Source organism: Aeromicrobium sp. 636, assembly GCF_024433585.1.
Taxonomy (GTDB): Bacteria; Actinomycetota; Actinomycetes; order Propionibacteriales; family Nocardioidaceae; genus Aeromicrobium; species Aeromicrobium senzhongii.
The window spans coordinates 39,562-55,333 of sequence record NZ_WNJU01000002.1 but is presented as its reverse complement, the minus strand read 5'-3'; the positions used below and the strand labels follow the sequence as shown (position 1 = coordinate 55,333).

General features: G+C 71.6%; 16 protein-coding genes. 7 read left to right on the top strand and 9 right to left on the bottom strand.

The annotated features are described in order from the left end of the window. Positions 1-42: 42 nt before the first annotated feature. Genes GL325_RS06875 through GL325_RS06865 form a run of 3 tightly spaced genes read left to right on the top strand, consistent with a single transcriptional unit; the run spans position 43 to position 4,359 of the window. Positions 43-1,686 (top strand): GDSL-type esterase/lipase family protein, encoded by a 1,644-nt coding sequence (locus GL325_RS06875; protein ID WP_187769073.1) that lies wholly within the window; start codon positions 43-45, stop codon positions 1,684-1,686. A 55-nt stretch (positions 1,687-1,741) separates the two neighbouring features. Next, positions 1,742-3,214, top strand: coding sequence for an NAD(P)/FAD-dependent oxidoreductase (locus GL325_RS06870; RefSeq protein WP_187769072.1), 1,473 nt, complete (start codon positions 1,742-1,744; stop codon positions 3,212-3,214). After that, positions 3,211-4,359, top strand: a complete 1,149-nt coding sequence (locus tag GL325_RS06865; RefSeq protein ID WP_187769071.1) for a zinc-binding dehydrogenase — start codon at positions 3,211-3,213, stop codon at positions 4,357-4,359. Before GL325_RS06870 ends, GL325_RS06865 begins: the two co-directional genes overlap by 4 nt. Positions 4,360-4,443: 84 nt before the next feature. Here GL325_RS06865 and GL325_RS06860 read toward each other — a convergent pair whose 3' ends face one another. The 7 genes from GL325_RS06860 to GL325_RS06830 form a co-directional block, all read right to left on the bottom strand. Next, a complete protein-coding gene (locus GL325_RS06860) occupies positions 4,444-5,424 on the bottom strand; it encodes a prenyltransferase (RefSeq protein ID WP_187769070.1) in 981 nt (326 codons plus the stop codon). A gap of 133 nt (positions 5,425-5,557) precedes the next feature. Then, positions 5,558-6,271 (bottom strand): bifunctional 2-polyprenyl-6-hydroxyphenol methylase/3-demethylubiquinol 3-O-methyltransferase UbiG, encoded by a 714-nt coding sequence (locus GL325_RS06855; protein ID WP_187769069.1) that lies wholly within the window; start codon positions 6,269-6,271, stop codon positions 5,558-5,560. Continuing rightward, positions 6,258-7,508: a glycosyltransferase family 4 protein gene (locus GL325_RS06850; RefSeq protein ID WP_187769068.1), complete on the bottom strand. Its 1,251-nt coding sequence runs from the start codon at positions 7,506-7,508 to the stop codon at positions 6,258-6,260. Before GL325_RS06850 ends, GL325_RS06855 begins: the two co-directional genes overlap by 14 nt. Before the next feature lie 55 nt (positions 7,509-7,563). Next, positions 7,564-7,977: an OsmC family protein gene (locus GL325_RS06845; RefSeq protein ID WP_154596441.1), complete on the bottom strand. Its 414-nt coding sequence runs from the start codon at positions 7,975-7,977 to the stop codon at positions 7,564-7,566. A 39-nt stretch (positions 7,978-8,016) separates the two neighbouring features. Then, a complete protein-coding gene (locus tag GL325_RS06840) occupies positions 8,017-9,495 on the bottom strand; it encodes a ferredoxin--NADP reductase (RefSeq protein WP_187769067.1) in 1,479 nt (492 codons plus the stop codon). Continuing rightward, positions 9,492-10,325: an FAD:protein FMN transferase gene (locus GL325_RS06835; protein ID WP_187769066.1), complete on the bottom strand. Its 834-nt coding sequence runs from the start codon at positions 10,323-10,325 to the stop codon at positions 9,492-9,494. The genes GL325_RS06840 and GL325_RS06835 overlap by 4 nt, the downstream gene beginning before the upstream one ends. 7 nt (positions 10,326-10,332) lie before the next feature. Further along, positions 10,333-10,824, bottom strand: a complete 492-nt coding sequence (locus GL325_RS06830) for an FMN-binding protein (protein WP_187769065.1) — start codon at positions 10,822-10,824, stop codon at positions 10,333-10,335. A gap of 270 nt (positions 10,825-11,094) precedes the next feature. Between GL325_RS06830 and GL325_RS06825 the strand changes: the two genes are divergently transcribed. Next, positions 11,095-11,568 (top strand): hypothetical protein, encoded by a 474-nt coding sequence (locus GL325_RS06825; RefSeq protein ID WP_187769064.1) that lies wholly within the window; start codon positions 11,095-11,097, stop codon positions 11,566-11,568. Positions 11,569-11,624: 56 nt separating this feature from the next. On the opposite strand, the gene GL325_RS06820 is transcribed toward GL325_RS06825, so the two are convergent. Further along, complete coding sequence (locus GL325_RS06820) at positions 11,625-12,089, bottom strand: VOC family protein (RefSeq protein WP_187769063.1); 465 nt, start codon at positions 12,087-12,089, stop codon at positions 11,625-11,627. A gap of 144 nt (positions 12,090-12,233) precedes the next feature. Between GL325_RS06820 and GL325_RS06815 the strand changes: the two genes are divergently transcribed. Next, positions 12,234-13,601: an FAD-dependent oxidoreductase gene (locus tag GL325_RS06815; protein WP_187769062.1), complete on the top strand. Its 1,368-nt coding sequence runs from the start codon at positions 12,234-12,236 to the stop codon at positions 13,599-13,601. A gap of 32 nt (positions 13,602-13,633) precedes the next feature. Further along, positions 13,634-14,125, top strand: coding sequence for a histidine phosphatase family protein (locus tag GL325_RS06810; protein ID WP_187769061.1), 492 nt, complete (start codon positions 13,634-13,636; stop codon positions 14,123-14,125). On the opposite strand, the gene GL325_RS06805 is transcribed toward GL325_RS06810, so the two are convergent. Beyond that, the gene (locus GL325_RS06805; RefSeq protein ID WP_154596434.1) at positions 14,112-14,780 is read right to left on the bottom strand and encodes a helix-turn-helix domain-containing protein; all 669 of its coding nucleotides are present in this window, start codon (positions 14,778-14,780) and stop codon (positions 14,112-14,114) included. The two genes, GL325_RS06810 and GL325_RS06805, sit on opposite strands and share 14 nt — an antisense overlap. A 146-nt stretch (positions 14,781-14,926) precedes the next feature. Here GL325_RS06805 and GL325_RS06800 point away from each other — a divergent pair, with 146 nt between their 5' ends. After that, on the top strand, positions 14,927-15,769 hold the full coding sequence (locus GL325_RS06800; RefSeq protein WP_187769060.1) for a class I SAM-dependent methyltransferase: 843 nt from the start codon (positions 14,927-14,929) through the stop codon (positions 15,767-15,769). Positions 15,770-15,772 lie beyond the last annotated feature (3 nt).

The following is a 15,772-nucleotide window of genomic DNA, read 5'->3' as shown; positions in this document are numbered from 1 at the left end:
GTTTGTGGCAGGTGTGACTCAAGTGTCACGTACGATCGACCGGTGAGTCGACGCGTGATGACGTGGGCCGCCACGTTCGCCGTGGCGGCCTCCTTGATGATGGCCCCCGGTGTCGCCTCGGCGACCGCCGACGAGACCGACCCGTCCACCGGGGACGGGGCCGCGCCCGTCGTCACTCCCACCAGCCCTGCGACCACCGCTCCGCCCGTCCCCACCCCGATCGACGGCGGCACCGGCGGAGGCGGGGGCGACGTGATCGTGCCCGACCCGACGGCCCTGGGCCCGTCCGCCCCGCGCGTCCTGGTCTTCGGGGACTCGATCTCCGCTCCCGGCCGCTACCGGGCCACCGCCAGCTCGAACCGCATCAAGGCCTGGTGGGCCTGGGTGGCCGAGGGCGCCGGCATGAACCCTCGTGAGGTCATGGTCAGCGCCGAGGCCGGCTCCGGGATCGTCCCCCGCGGCGGCGGCAGTGGCGGGCGGGTCTGCACGGGCTCGACCTTCGGCGACCGCCTGGGCAAGGTGTCGCTGACCCGCCCCGACGTGATCATGGTCGAGGTCGGACGCAACGACATCTGGGACTGCGTCGGCACCCGGCGCGTCGCGGTCGATCCGCTGAAGCGTCAGCGTCTGGCCACCTCGTACTTCGCCCGGCTGGCCCAGGAGGCCGACCGCAACGGCGTCGCCCGCTCCAGGGTCTACGTCCTCACGGCCTGGGGTTCGCTGCAGAGCAACCACCACCCCGCGGTCGCTTCGCTCTACGAGAGCCTCGCCCGGAGCCACGGATTCTCGTGGATCCCGCTCGCCGCCCTGCCCAAGGCCCAGACCACCGACGGCGTGCACCCCAACGCCCACGGCGCGCAAACCCTGGGCACCGGCACCCTGAAGGCCTCCGACGTGGCCGTCGCCATCGCGTCTCGCGGCAAGCGCTCGGGTGCCGTCGCGACCGCCCAGGGCCGCGTCCGCTGCCAGAGCCTGAGGACATGCAAGGCGGCCGGCGTGCGGACCTTCACTTACGCCAAGGCGCCGAAGCGCCTGTGGGGCGTCGCCGGACCGAGCCCGCGCCACTTCGTCGCGCACGCGCTCACCACCAGCGGCCGACCGGCCCCCGTCCTGCAGGCGGGCTCGGCGAAGGCCTGGCGCTCGGAGGCCGTGCGGTCGCGCAGCGCGGTCCAGACCGCGCACCCCAAGCCCGGCGACATCGCCTGGTGGCCCACCGCGCCGCCCGGAGTGGCTCCCTCCGCTCAGGGACACGTCGGCCTCGTCCAGCGCGTCTCGGCCGACAACACGGTCGTGGACGTCAGCGAGGTCACGAGCACCGGGCGGTTCCGGTCGGTGCGGTACCGCGGCGCCTCGCGCCCCCGGGGGTTCCTGCGCTTCAAGCCCACCGACGGCAGCCCGCGCGGCGTCGTCACCTCGGTCAAGGCCAACCGCCGCGCCGTCGTCGTCAGCGGCCGGGCCGTCGACACCGACGCCGAGCGACGTGGCACCCGGATCCGCGTGACCGTCACCCAGGGGCGGCGCACCTGGACCCGGACGGCGAAGGCCACCCGGTTCGGCTTCTCGCACCGCATCGCGACGCCGGGCCTGCGCCGGGGCACCGCCACGGTGAAGGTCAAGGCGCTCAATGCGCCGCACAGTCGGGGCAAGAACCGCGCCCTGCTGACCCGCCGCGTCACGATCGCCTGACGCCCGCGGGCGGGGCCTGCGTCGTACTCGACGTGACACAGGCCACAATCAGTCCATGAATGCGCAGCGTGACGTCGACGTCCTGATCGTCGGAGCCGGCCTGTCCGGCATCAACATGGCCCACCGGATCCAGGAAGCCTGCCCCGAGCTGTCCTACGCGATCATTGAGCGACGCGAGCGGATCGGCGGCACGTGGGACCTGTTCCGGTACCCCGGCGTCCGCTCCGACTCCGACTTCTTCACGCTGGCGTTCCCGTTCCGCCCGTGGCGGGGCAAGGACTCCATCGTGGACGGCGACCAGATCCTGGAATACCTCGACGACACGGCGCGAGAGTCCGGCATCGACCGGCACATCAGCTTCGGGCGCCGCGTCGACGCGGCGGACTGGTCGTCGGAGCAGGGCCGTTGGACCGTCGAGATCGACGGACCGGACGGACCCGAGACGTGGACGACGCGCTTCCTGATCGCCTGCACGGGCTACTACGACTACGACGAGCCGTACGATCCCGGATTCGTCGGCCTGGAGGACTTCGGCGGCACCGTCGTGCACCCGCAGTTCTGGCCCGAGGACCTCGACTACGCGGGCAAACAGGTGGTGGTGATCGGCAGTGGAGCGACCGCCGTGACGATCGTGCCCGCGATGGCCGAGCGGGCCGAGCACGTGACGATGCTCCAGCGCACGCCGAGCTATCTGCTGGCCCAGCCGAAGGGCGACCCGATCGCCGACGTCGTCCGCAAGGTGGCGCCGCCGCGCGTGGCGCACCACGTCGTCCGCACCAAGAACATGCTGCTGCAGTGGACCCTGTTCCAGGCCTGTCAGCGCGCCCCGCGGACGATGCGCAAGGTCCTGCTGAAGGGCGTCGCCGCCGGCACGGGCTCGGCCGAGATCGCCCAGCAGCACTTCAGCCCGCCGTACGACCCGTGGGACCAGCGCCTGTGCGTCACGCCGCAAGGTGACATCTTCGCCTCGATCAAGTCCGGCGACGCCTCGGTCGTGACCGGCCGGATCGACCGCTTCGTCGAGGAGGGCGTGCGGCTCGAGGACGGCACCGTCGTCCCCGCTGACGTCGTCGTGACGGCGACCGGCCTGTCGATCAAGATCCTCGGCGGCGCGAGGCTGACCGTCGACGGAGAGCTGCGTGACCCCGCCGAGTCCTTCGCGTTCCACGGCGCGATGCTCACCGGCCTGCCCAACTTCGCCTTCTGCGTCGGCTACATCAACCTGTCGTGGACGATGCGCTCGGACCTGACGTCGCGCCTGGTCGCCCGGGTGCTGCGGCGACTGATCGACTCCGGGGCCACGTCGGTCGTGCCGGTCTTCCCCGGCGCCTCGGAGTCGACACCGCTGATGGACATGGAGTCGGGCTACCTGCAGCGCGGCGCGCACCTCATGCCTCGTGCCACCAGCTCGTACCCCTGGTCGTTCAAGCAGAACTTCCTGGTCGACTCCTGGTCGACGAACCGAGCCGATCTCGACGACGGGCTGTCGTGGACCACCGCTCCGGCGCGCGCGGGGGTCGACGCATGAGGGCCGTCAGCTCGCACGAGGGCGTCCTCGACGTCGTGGACCTCCCCCAGCCCGTCCCCGGTCCCGGCCAGGTCCTGCTGCGCGTGGTCCGCTGCGGCATCTGCGGCTCGGACCTGCACGCCCGGCACCACAGCGACGCCAGCGCCGACGTGGCCCGTGAGGTCGGCTACGACCACTTCATGCGCCAGGACCACCACGTCGTCATGGGCCACGAGTTCGTGGGCGAGGTCGTCTCCTATGGGCCGAGGACCCGCGGCCGCTGGGACGTCGGCACGCTCGTCGCGACGCTGCCGGTGCTGCGTCATGGCGACCAGGTGCACATGACCGGCCTGTCAGAGCTCGCGCCCGGCGGCTTCGCCGAGTACGTCATCGCGGCCGAGGACATGACGATGCCGGTCCCCGAGGGGATGGACGTCGATCTCGCGGCCCTGACCGAGCCGCTCGCGGTCGCACACCACGCTGTCCGCCGCGGTCGCGTCGGTCGCAAGGAGGTCGCCATCGTGATCGGTTGCGGCCCCATCGGGCTGGCGGTCATCTGCATGCTGAAGGCGGCGGGCGTTCGCACGATCGTGGCGAGCGACTACTCCGCGGGACGCCGTGAGCTGGCCCGGCGGTGCGGCGCCACGATCGTCGTCGATCCCGCCGAGCAGTCGCCGTGGGAGGCGTACGACCGACCGAAGAAGCACCACACGACCGCGACCGGCCTGTTCGGCGAGGCGATCGACGCGATGCACCTGCTGCAGAAGGTGCCCGGCATTCCGTGGTGGCGCGTCATGCGCGCGGCCGAGAAGGCCGGCGCGGTGCCCCGGGGCCCCGTCGTGTTCGAGTGCGTCGGCGTCCCCGGCGTCATCGAGGACATCGTCACGCACGCGCCGTTCCGCTCCCGCGTGGTCGTGGTCGGCGTCTGCATGGAGCCCGACACCTTCCGTCCGACGATGGCCAGCAACAAGGAGATCGACCTGATCTTCTCGTTCTGTTACGACCCCGCGGAGTTCCGCGAGACCCTGCACCTGGTGGCCTCCGGCAAGGTCGATGCCTCGCCGCTGGTCACGGGCGTGGTGGGCCTCGACGAGGTGGCGCAGGCGTTCGACGACCTCGCCGATCCCGAGCAGCACGCGAAGATCCTCATCGATCCGTCGCGCTGACCGAGGCAAACTGGCGCCTCCCCGGGGAAGTTTCCCCGGGGAGGCGGCGGTTTACCACGGGACCGTGGTAAACCGACGCCCCGCTCAGCGACCCATGAACCCGGCAGCGGGCGTGGTGCCGGTGAGGGCGTCGCGGGCGAGCAGCGCGGTGCCGGCGGTCCAGGTGGACTGCTCGACGGGCCAGCGCTTGTCGTCGTTGTAGACCAGGCCGGTCCACCAGGCGCCGTCCGGGTCGCGCAGGTGCGCGATGTCGGCGTAGAGCGCGGCGGCGGCCTCGGTGCGGCCGGCGCGCACCAGCGCCAGGACCAGCTCGAGCGTCTCGCCGCCGGTGACCCACGGGTTGACGGTGACGCAGCGCGTGCCGAAGCCGGGGACGACGAACTCGTCCCAGCGCTCGTCGAGGCGCGCGGCGGCCGCGTCACCTTCGAGGACGCCCGTCATGACCGGGTAGTACCAGTCCATCGAGAACCGCGGCTTGGGCGTGAACAGCTCGGGGCGGTGCGTCAGGGCGTCGGCGATCGCCTCGGCCGCGTGCTGCCAGTGCGGGCGGGGGTGGCCCCACCGCTCGGCCAGACGGGCGGCGCAGCGCAGGCTGAACGCGATGCTCGCGTTGCCCGTGACGAGGCACTCGTCGGCCACCTTTCCGTCAACGCCGCGCGCCCAGGCGATCGGGCCGTCGCCGACCTGCAGCTCCAGGACCACGTCGACGGCTCGCTCGAGCATCTCGAAGAACGACCGGGCGTCGACCCCGAGCAGCTCGAGATGCCACAGGCCGGTCGCGACGTAGGCGCAGTAGTTCGCGTCGGTCTCGGGCTCCTCGACGCCGTCGTCGTTCGAGCCGGGCCAGTACTTGCGTCCCCACGACCCGTCGGGACGCTGGGCGTGCCGCAGCCAGTCGTAGGCCGCGACGGCCTCGTCGACGAAACCCTCGGTGGCCAGACCCATCGCGGCCTGCACGTGGTCCCAGGGGTCGAGGTGACCGCCCTCGAACCACGGGATCGCGCCGGTGGACAGCTGGACGGACGCGATCCACTTCGCCGTGGAGGCGGCCTCGGTGGGCGTCACCGCGCCCGCCTCTCGCCACTTTTGGAAACGGATCCACGTTCCCGCGGCCCAAGAAGGTGGAACGAGTTCCAAAAGTGGGAAGGGGGGCGGTGAGCGGCGCGACGAAGGGAGGCGGGGCGACCGAGGAGCGGCATCAGAACGGCTTCTGGAAGTACAGGGCGACGCTCTTGCCGATCAGCGGGTTGAGCGCCTGCTCGGCCCACCGGGTCGCCCGGGGCGCCTTCATCATGTCCCACACCAGCAGCTGGTGGTAGCCGCGGACGAGCGGGTGCTGCTCACGGCCGACGCCGACGGCGCACTTGATCCACCAGTACGGCGCGTGCAGCGCGTGGGCGTGGTGCTGGTGGCGGAACTGCAGGCCCGTGGCCTCCAGCTTGGCGCGCAGCTCATCGGCCTTGTAGATCCGGATGTGCCCGCCCTCGTTGGCGTGGTACTCGTCCGACAGGGCCCAGCAGATCCGCTCGGGCAGCCAGCGGGGCACCGTGACGGCCAGGACGCCGCCGGGCGCGAGGATGCGCTCGAGCTCGCTGATCGCCTGCACGTCCTCGGGCACGTGCTCGAGGATCTCCGACGCCAGCACGACGTCGAACGAGCCGTCCTCGTAGGGCATCTTGAGGATGTTGCCGACCTTGACCTGGCCGCTGCCGCCCGGCGGGACCTCGCCCTCGAGCTCCATCGCGCCGAACATGTTCTCGACGCCCTTCAGCTCGACCTCGTCGAGGTCGAAGGCGGTGACGTGGGCCCCGCGGCGCAGCGCCTCGTACGAGTGACGGCCCGCACCGGCGCCGACATCGATGAAACGCGTGCCGCGCCCCACTCGGAGTCGGTCGAAGTCAACGGTCAGCATGGGGGTTCCTTCCGTCCCGGTACTGGCGAGCTCGGTGATCGGCGATCACCCTCTCATAGGTCTGCGCGGTGGCTCGGGCCACGGCGATCCAGCTGAAGCGGTCGAGCGCCCGCTGCCGGGCGACCCCCGACAGGCGCTCGCGCTCGGCGGGATCGTCCAGCAGCCGGCCGATCTGGGTGACCAGCTGCTCGACGTCCCCGGGCTCGACCAGCACGCCGGCGTCGCCCACGACCTCGGGCAGGGCGCCGGCGGCACTGGCGACCAGGGGCGTGCCGCAGGACATCGCCTCGACGGCGGGCAGGCTGAAGCCCTCGTACAGCGAGGGGACGACCATGACCTCGGCCGACGAGATCAGCGCCGCGAGCTCCTCGTCGGAGATCCCGCTGTGCACCGTGACGATGCCGGCGAGGTCGCCGTGGTGGATGCGCTGGTGCGCCGGGCCCTCGGGGTCGAGGTTCGAGACCAGCTGGACGTCGATGGCGCGATCGGTGCTGAGCTTGGCGGCCGCGTCGAGGAAGTGCGAGAGGCCCTTGAGCGGCGAGTCGGCGCTCGCGACCACCACGAGGCGCCCGGGCACACGCTCGACGGGCGGGCTGAACAGGTCGGTGTCGACGCCGAGCGGCACGACGGTCATCTGCTCGGGCTGCAGGCCGAAGTCGGCCACGGTGTCGGCGGCCGACGCGGTGGAGACGCCCAGGATCGTGCGGATCCGCCGGGCGACGAACGCCTGCATCCGGACGAACGCGTACCAGCGCCGCGTCGTCACCTGCTTGCGCAGCGGGGCGGCGGCGATGTCGAGCGCGCGGTCGCGGCTGATCGGGTGGTGGATCGTGGCCAGGAAGGGCTGGCGCCGGTTGATCGGCAGCAGTCCGAAGCCCAGGGACTGGTTGTCGTGCACGACGTCGAAGCCCGACAGGTCCAGGCGACGGGCCCGCAGGCTGAAGGTGAGCGGCTCGGGGAAGGCCGCCGTGAGCATCTGCAGGTATTCCAGGACGTCGATCCAGTCGCGGAACTCCCGCAGCTTCGGCGTCCGGAACGGGTCGTCGTCGCGGTAGAGGTCCAGGCTCGGCACCTTCTCCAGGCGCACGGCGGGGTGCAGGTCCTCCGGGTACGGCTGGCCCGAGAAGATCGTGACCTCGTGCCCGAGGTCTGCCAGTCCGGCGCTGAGATTGCGCACGTAGACGCCTTGGCCGCCACTGTGCTGCTTGCTGCGGTACGACAACAGTGCGATCCGCACGCGGCCTCCTCGATACTCGTCGGTAACCATTGTGCCGGTCGTCACGCCGTCGGCATCAGCGGGAGCCGACCTGGACGTCGGCCAGCTCCACGACCATGCCGCCTCGGACGGTCCCGTGCACCTCCGCGAGGCGGTCGGTCTCGCGCACGAGGGCGTCGACGACCTCCCGATCCTCCGGGGAGTCGACGTGGACCGCGTAGGCCAGCCGGAGGGCCGGCTCGCCGGGGTCGCCCCAGTCGGACTCGACGGTCACCCGCACGCCGTCGATGCGCAGTCCGCGGGCCGCAGCCTCGCGGTACAGGTCGTTGACGAAGCAGGTCGCGAGCGCCGCCGCCAGCAACTCGCCGCCGTTGACGGCCGAGCCGCCCTCGGCGCGGGCGGCGATGTCCAGCGGAGTCGTCCGCTCCCCCGTCGTCACCGACACCTCGTGGCGCCCCGGCGCGTTCTCGACCGTCGCGGTGATCCTCATCCGTCGAGCGTCCTCCGCCGGGTCCGCGACGGCAAGGGCTCAGTATCCGAGGAAGGCGTCGCGCCGGACCTGCTTGGCACGGCCGCGCAGCCCGCGGGCGACCGCGTCGACGAAGTCGGGGCGGCCCGAGACGAAGGCCGTGCGGTCGGCCAGGTCGGGAACGTGCTCGGCGATCGTCGGGCCATCGACCTCGTCGACGGGTAGCCGGACGACTCGAGCCCCGGCGGCCTCGAGTTCGGCCACGTACGGCTGGTCGTCCCGCTCGCCCAGCACGACGACCACGTCGCGGTCGCGATGCGCGGCGAGCTGGCTCAGGAACGGGGTGACCCCGATCCCGGCGCCGACCAGCAGGACAGGCCCGGACTCGGGCCAGACGAAGTCGCCGTGGACGGACGTGACCCGCACCCGGTCGCCCGGCTGCAGCGTGGCCAGGGCGCGCTTGTAGGACGAGCCCGGCTCGGGATGGCGCGTCGCCAGCACCACCTCCGGACCCGGGGCCGACAGGACGCTGAACATGCGCCGGCGGCCTCGGGAGTCGGCGCGGTGCGGCACGTCGACCTCGACGTACTGGCCGGGCGCGAAGTGCAACGGACGGTCGGCGTCGAAGACGTACTCGACGACGTCACCGGACAGCGGCCGCCGCTCCCGCAGCACGAGCGATCGCGATCCCTGCCGCAGCACCAGGGCGACCAGACCCGTCACGACCAGCGTGAGCTCGTACGTGCTGGTGAACGGCTCGACGGTCCACGGCTCGCCGAACAGCCGCGACGTGAGCAGCGGCCACGTGAACAGCACGGCGGCCAGGGCCGCGACACCCCACTGCTGGCGCTGGCGCGGCGGCAGCGTCAACGGCTCGCTCAGCATGAAGCCCGCGAAGAAGACGATCGGCGTCGAGTACGCGGTGAAGCGCACCGCGTCGCCGATGTCCGCACCGATGCCGAGCTGCCACCAGATGGTGATCGCGGCGGCGATGACGGTGAAGATCGCCCCGAGCGCGAGCCGGCGGGTGCGGTACAGCACCACGAGGGCACCGACGAGGACGAACCAGAACAGCGACTCGCTGCCGACCCACCAGCCGGTGAAGGGCACGGGCCACCCGGTGGCCCAGCCCAGCATGAGCGTCAGCACCACGCCTGCCGCCGCCGGGTTCACGACGTGCCGGCCGCGCCAGGCGAACGCGTACTTCGAGGCCTGCGCCAGCGCGGCGACCAGAGCCAGCCAGCCCAACTGCTCGGCGTCGGTCGACGGCCAGAACAGGAACCACAGGATGAGGGCGGTCACCACGGAGGACTCGAGGTGCGGGTGCACGCCCACGGACCGGCCGAACACGACGTTCGCGACCACCGAGGACGCCACCATCACGACGAGGGTCAGCAGCATCGCGCCGACGCTGAAGATCGAGGGGTCCAGCACGCCGAGCGCGGCCTGGACGACCGCGACGGCGGCCAGCACCAGCAGCACCACGGTGACCAGCCGGTACATCGTGAACCGGCCGAGCTGTCGATCCAGGAACGTCATGCGAAGACCTCTCCGGGGAGTCCCCGCGCCACCAGGCGGTGGTCGCGGTCGAGGGCGGCCCACCAGTGTCCCGCGACCGGCAGGTCGGCGGTGAAGAAGGCCGCGCTGGCGAGGCCGTCGGCCCACCCCGCGTCCGGACCGCCCGCCCAGGCGGCGACGACGTCGCGCGTGGGGCGGCCCGACCGGGCGTCAAGGACGTGGTGCAGATCGTCGGCCCAGCGCCGCCGGTTGCTGGCCGAGCCGCAGATGGCCTGACCGTCGGGCACCTCGGCCACCGCGATCGCCAGCGTGGGGTCGTCGGGGTCCTCGAGGGCGACCCGCAGGGTGCGGCCGGACCGGTTGACCAGGTCGCCGCTGGCGTCGACGACGCACGGCTGGTCGACCATCGCGGCCACCTGACCGGCGAGCCAGCCCTTGCCGACCGCGCCGATGTCGAGCACGACGGGCTCGGGCACGCGCAGGACCGTCCCGTCCAGCTCGCAGTCCGCCCACGAGGGAACGCGCACCGGCCCGCCCTGCGGCGTCAACCGGTATCCCGCGCCGTAGCCGAGCTGCTCGAGCGCACCCCCGACCAGCGGGCTGACGGAGCCGGCGGTCAGGGTGAACAACCGGTCGTAGATCGCGAGGATCGCGGGTGCATCGGGCCCCAGGTCGACCGAGCGCTCGGTGCGCAGGCGCTGGACGGTCGCGTCAGCGCGGAACCGCGACCACGTCCGGTCGAAAGTCTCGATCCGATCCGTGATCGCGGTTCGCTGTCCGGAGGCGATCGGGTCGGGGGTCCCGATCGACCACGGGGTTCCGATGGCGTCGAAACGCCACTCGGAGGTCATGCTCGGCTCAGGCCTTGGCCTGGCTGATGATCTGCTCGATGGCGTCGTTGAAGCCACCGCTGGTCAGCGAGGAGCCCGAGACCTTGTCGACGTCGAGCTCGGTGATCTTGCGACCCTCGACCTGCGCGTCGATCCCGCTCTCGAACTTCTTCTGGTACTGCTCGGAGTTGCCGCTCTCGGCCTGCCCGTCGGCGTCGAGGTCGGTGATGGTGCCGTCGGCGGTCAGGTCCACCTCGACCTCGATCGACTGCGTCTGCCCGTCGGGCGACGTGTAGGTGCCGGTCGCCTCGTACTCGCCGGGCCTGAAGGCGCCGCCGGCGGGAGCGGAGCCGGCGGGAGCGGAGCCGGCGGGCTCCGACGGGGTCGCGGACGTCGCCGGCGGGGTCGCGCTCGAAGCCGCGTCCTGCTCGCCGCCGTCGTCATCGCCGCAGGCGGCGAGCGTCAGCAGGGCGGTGGATGCGGCGAGTGCGGCGTAGGCGCGGCGCTTCGTCAGGGTCATGCGGCTCCTCGTTCGGGGGTGATGGTTTCTGGTTCAACCGTCTGCGCCCAACGTAGTTGACCCGGGCGCCGATTTCGAGGCTGAGCCCCGACTGGCGGCCGGACGCACAGGGACTTCTCAGGCTCAGGATTTGAACGGCTGGGCTCGTGACGGCGACCCGATCACGGCAGGACGAGAATGGACTTCAGCGCGTGGCCGGAGCTGACGGTTTCTCAGGAATGACAGGTTCCGTGGCAGGTTCCGTGGCCGCTGCGGAAGTAGCGTGCGCCCATGCCTTTCGACGTTCTCTTCAACGACAGTGGCGACTGGCAGGCTTGGGGCACGGTCGTCGCCGCGGTGGCCGCGACCGCGGCGGGAATCTATGCGAAGAAGACATACGAATCGGCCGAGAGGCGGGACGCAGAAGCCGTCAACCTGGAGGTCAGGATGGCGTCGGCCGACGTCGTCCTGACCGCGACCAACCTCGGACGTGCGCCCGTTTATCATCTCCTAGCTTTGGAATTGGAGCCGAAGCGCAGGGGCGAAAGACTTGTGCAAGGCGTTCGCCGCGGCGGTAGCCTCGCACCATCTCCCACTCACGGCTCTCTGACGTCCCACACATTCGGCTTCGTCCACAAACCCGAAGGCAAGCTGAAGTACGCGATCCAGTTCCGAGACGGCGCTGGTCGTTGGTGGTGGCGGCACGAGAACGGCGAGCTTGAGAGACATGCTCCTGTGGGGGAGCCGGACGACCGCAACTGGTGATGCACGCACCGATGACCGCGTCGGCTAGGTGCCTCAATTCATTTAACTCGCCGCCCTCACGTCAGGCAGAACTCGTTGCCCTCGGGATCGCGCATCACCACGAAGCCGACCTCGAGCGGCGGATCGGGGTCGAACCGCCGCACCCGCGTCGCGCCCCGCGCGACGAGTTCCTCGGCGGCCGATTCGAGCGCCTCCATCCGCGCGTCGCCCTCGAGCTCGGGCGGCGCCGCCCGCACGTCGAGGTGGACCCGGTTCTTGGCCACCTTGTCCTCGGGCACCTGCTGGAAGAACACGCGCGGACCCCGGCCCTGCGGGTCCTCGATCGCGGCCTTGGACCGCCGTTGCTCCACCGGGACACCGACACGCTCGAGGAAGGCGTCCCAGGCCGGCCACGGGTCGGCGCCGGGCTCGAGCGTGACCCCGGGAGGGCCCGGCACGACGTAGCCCAGGGCTGCCGCCCAGAAGTCGGCCAGCGCCGGTGCGTCCTGGGCGTCGAAGGTGATCTGGACGTCGAGGCTCATGAGGGACTCCGTCTCGTGGGACCTGCCTCCACCCTGCACCCGCCCAGCACTCCCCCGCCACCGCCGCGGTCCCGGCCGACGGTGCACCCGTCCAGATGGCGGTCGGGTGCCGAACCGTTGGGCCGAGAGTCTTAGGCTTGCCTCATGACTGTGGACAGGAAGGTACGCGTCGCCGTCGTCGGCGCCGGGCCCGCGGGCGTGTACGCCGCCGACATCCTCACGAAGACCGAGGGTCTCGACGTCACTGTCGACATCCTCGATCGGGACCCGACCCCCTTCGGTCTGATCCGCTACGGCGTGGCGCCGGACCACCCGCGGATCAAGGAGATCATCAAGGCGCTCAAGCGCGTGATGGCCAACGACGACATCCGCTTCTTCGGCAACGTCAACTTCGGCACCGACATCAAGCTCGAGGACCTCAAGGGGTTCTACGACGCCGTCGTGTTCGCCACGGGCGCGCGCCGTGACCGCGACCTGCAGATCCCGGGCGTCGACCTCGACGGCTCGTACGGCGCGGCCGACTTCGTCTACTGGTACGACGGCCACCCGGACGCCCCCCGCGAGTGGGACTTCCAGCCCCACGCCAAGGAGGTCGCCGTCCTCGGCGTCGGCAACGTGGGCCTGGACGTGGCCCGCATCCTGGCCAAGACCGCCGACGAACTGCTCGTCACCGAGATCCCCGACAACGTGTACGAGGGTCTGAAGAAGAACGTCACGACCGACGTGCACGTGTTCGCGCGCCGCGGCCCGGCCCAGGTCAAGTTCACCCCGATGGAGCTGCGCGAGCTCAGCCACTCCCCCACGATCGACGTCGTCGTGCACCCCGAGGGCTACGAGTTCGACCACGGCTCGATGGAGGCGCTCGCCGCCGCCAAGAGCCAGAAGCTCGTCGTCAAGGTCCTGGGCGACTACCTCGCCAAGGAGCCCTCGGGCGCCCCGCACCGCATCCACATCCACTTCTGCCAGAACCCGGTCGAGATCCTCGGCGAGGACGGCAAGGTCGTGGGCCTGCGCACCGAGATCACCGAGCTCGACGGCACCGGCAACGTCCGCGGCACCGGCCAGTTCAAGGACTGGCCCGTCCAGGCCGTCTACCGGGCGATCGGCTACTACTCCGACAACCTGCCCGGCCTGCCGTTCGACGCCAACACCGGCGTCCTGCCCAACGACGGCGGCCACGTGCTCGACATCGACGGCACCCCGATCGAGGGCGTCTACGCAACCGGCTGGATCAAGCGCGGCCCGGTCGGCCTCATCGGCCACACGAAGTCGGATGCGGCCCAGACCATCAAGATGCTGGTCGAGGACCTGCCGAAGCTGCCCGCCCCGGAGGTCTCCGAGCGCGAGGCGTTCGATCGTCACCTCGACAGCCGCGGCGTCGAGTACACGACGTGGGAGGGCTGGGAGAGGCTCGACGCCCACGAGGAGAGCCTCGGCGCGAACGACGCCCACCCGCGCGAGCGCAAGAAGGTCGTCCCCCGCGACGAGATGGTCTCCATCGCGCGCGGCTGACCCCGGGAGCATCGCGCTCCTAGACTCGCGACATGAGCCGACTGCTGCTGATGCGCCACGCCAAGGCCTCGTTCGGCGACGGGCTCGAGGACTTCGAGCGTCCGCTGGCCGACGTCGGTCGGCACGAGGCGGCGCGCGCGGGCGACTGGATCCGTGAGCACGTCGGCACCGTCGACGCGGTGCTGTGCTCCAGTGCGGTGCGCACCCGCGAGACGCTCGACGCCACGGGACTGCAGGCGCCGACCCGGTTCCTCGACGAGATCTACGAGGGCTGGACGGGCAGCCTGCTGGACGCCGTCCGATCCGTCGACGACGCCGCCTCGACGGTGCTGCTGATCGGCCACGCCCCCGGCACTCCGGGGCTCGCCGCCCGGCTGGCGAACGACGCCTCCGACCCGGCCGTGGTCGACCGCGTGCGCACCGGCTTCCCCACCGCGGCCATCGCCGTACTGGAGGTCGACGGGCCGTGGTCCGCCCTGGACGTCGGCACGGCCCGGCTCACCGACGTCGTCACGACGCACTGACCTCGTCCCGCGCGGCCGCCAGCACCGACCGGCCGAACCAGCCGGGGACCTCGGCGCGCACGTCGCGCGGAGCGTCGATCGCGACCCGCTCCGCCCGGATCGCCTGCTCCCACGAGACGTCGCCGCGCCAGACCCGCGTCAGGGTCCGCAGCGTGGTGCGCACCGTCGCGGTCACGTCGAAGCCGGGGTCGTAGTCGCAGACGTCGACGGTCCCGTCGGTCACCACGAGCCACCAGCGTCCGGCCCGCCGCAGATCGGTGAACTCGACGGCCACGCAGGTGCGCCCGGCCGGCCACGCCGCCCCGATCGTGCGCCGGACGTCCCACATCAGCAGGTGCGGGTCGAGATCCTCGTCGCCGAAGTCCTCGATCCACCGCAGTCCCCAGACGCCCAGGCTCATCACCGCGGCGTGCAGGTCCCGCCCGCACTCCGTCAGCCGGTAGGCGCCGTCCTCGTGGTCGACGAGCCCGTGCCGCTCCAGTGCCTGCAGCCGCTTGGACAGCAGCGCCGGAGACATCCGCGGGACGCCGCGTCGCAGCTCGTTGAACCGGGTGCTGCCGAGCAGCAGCTCGCGGACGATCAGGATCGTCCATCGCTCGTCGAGGATCTCCATCGCCTTCGCGAGGGGACAGAACTGGCCGTAGGACGTCGCCATGGGACTCTCCTTCGTTCCGACCATCGTGCGCCCTCCTCGCCGACCGGCGCCATCGTCCGGCCGGGTGGTACAGAAACAGAACTGGTCGGGCCACCGGTCCGCGACCGAGTCTGGGAGGCAGGACCCCGACACGGAGGAAGAAGACCATGAGCACCACCGACACCACGGGCGCCGACTCGGCGCCCCTCGACGACCTGAAGGCCCGACACCGGCGCATGTGGGCGCTGGGCGACTACCCGCGCGTCGCCCGCGAGATCGTGTCGCCGCTGGGCGGCGTACTCGTCGACGCACTCGACGTCGGGGCGGGCGAGCGCGTCCTCGACGTCGCCGCCGGCACGGGCAGCGCCGCGGTCCGCGCCGCCGGTCGCGGCGCGACCGTCACGGCGTCGGACCTCACCCCCGAGCTCCTCGAGGCCGGTCGAGCCGAGCATCCCGACGAGGACCTGACCTGGGACGTCGCCGACGCCGAGGCGCTGCCCTACGGCGACGCCGCCTTCGACGTGGTCCTGTCCGCCATCGGGGTCATGTTCGCGCCCCATCATCAGCAGGCGGCGGACGAGCTGGTCCGCACCTGTCGGCCGGGCGGGCGGATCGGGGTCGTGTCGTGGACGCCCGAGGGGACCATCGGCCGGCTCTTCGCGACCATGAGGCCGTACGTGCCCGCGCCGCCTCCGGGCGTCTCGCCTCCCCCGCTGTGGGGGACGGAGGACCACGTCCGCGGGTTGTTCGGCGACCGGGTCGACCGGTGGCGGGTGGAGCGCCGCGTGCTGCCGGTCGACCACTTCGACGACGGCGCCGGCTTCCGTGACTACTTCGCCGCCCACTACGGCCCCACGATCGCCGCCTATGCGGCGCACGCCGGCGATCCGGAGCGGACCGCCGACCTCGACCGCGACCTGGCGGCCCTCGGCGACCGCGAGGGGACGGCCGGACCCGACGGGTTCGCGATGCAGTGGGAGTACCTGCTGATGACCGGCGAGGTGGTCTGAGGA

Coding starts and splice junctions, on each gene's coding strand:
- GL325_RS06805 (WP_154596434.1), bottom strand. CDS start 14,780: ATGGCGACGTCCTACGGCCAGTTCTGTCCCCTCGCGAAGGCGATGGAG.
- GL325_RS06845 (WP_154596441.1), bottom strand. CDS start 7,977: ATGAGGATCACCGCGACGGTCGAGAACGCGCCGGGGCGCCACGAGGTG.
- GL325_RS06800 (WP_187769060.1), top strand. CDS start 14,927: ATGAGCACCACCGACACCACGGGCGCCGACTCGGCGCCCCTCGACGAC.
- GL325_RS06825 (WP_187769064.1), top strand. CDS start 11,095: ATGCCTTTCGACGTTCTCTTCAACGACAGTGGCGACTGGCAGGCTTGG.
- GL325_RS06830 (WP_187769065.1), bottom strand. CDS start 10,824: ATGACCCTGACGAAGCGCCGCGCCTACGCCGCACTCGCCGCATCCACC.
- GL325_RS06815 (WP_187769062.1), top strand. CDS start 12,234: ATGACTGTGGACAGGAAGGTACGCGTCGCCGTCGTCGGCGCCGGGCCC.
- GL325_RS06810 (WP_187769061.1), top strand. CDS start 13,634: ATGAGCCGACTGCTGCTGATGCGCCACGCCAAGGCCTCGTTCGGCGAC.
- GL325_RS06865 (WP_187769071.1), top strand. CDS start 3,211: ATGAGGGCCGTCAGCTCGCACGAGGGCGTCCTCGACGTCGTGGACCTC.
- GL325_RS06835 (WP_187769066.1), bottom strand. CDS start 10,325: ATGACCTCCGAGTGGCGTTTCGACGCCATCGGAACCCCGTGGTCGATC.
- GL325_RS06870 (WP_187769072.1), top strand. CDS start 1,742: ATGAATGCGCAGCGTGACGTCGACGTCCTGATCGTCGGAGCCGGCCTG.
- GL325_RS06840 (WP_187769067.1), bottom strand. CDS start 9,495: ATGACGTTCCTGGATCGACAGCTCGGCCGGTTCACGATGTACCGGCTG.
- GL325_RS06855 (WP_187769069.1), bottom strand. CDS start 6,271: ATGCTGACCGTTGACTTCGACCGACTCCGAGTGGGGCGCGGCACGCGT.
- GL325_RS06820 (WP_187769063.1), bottom strand. CDS start 12,089: ATGAGCCTCGACGTCCAGATCACCTTCGACGCCCAGGACGCACCGGCG.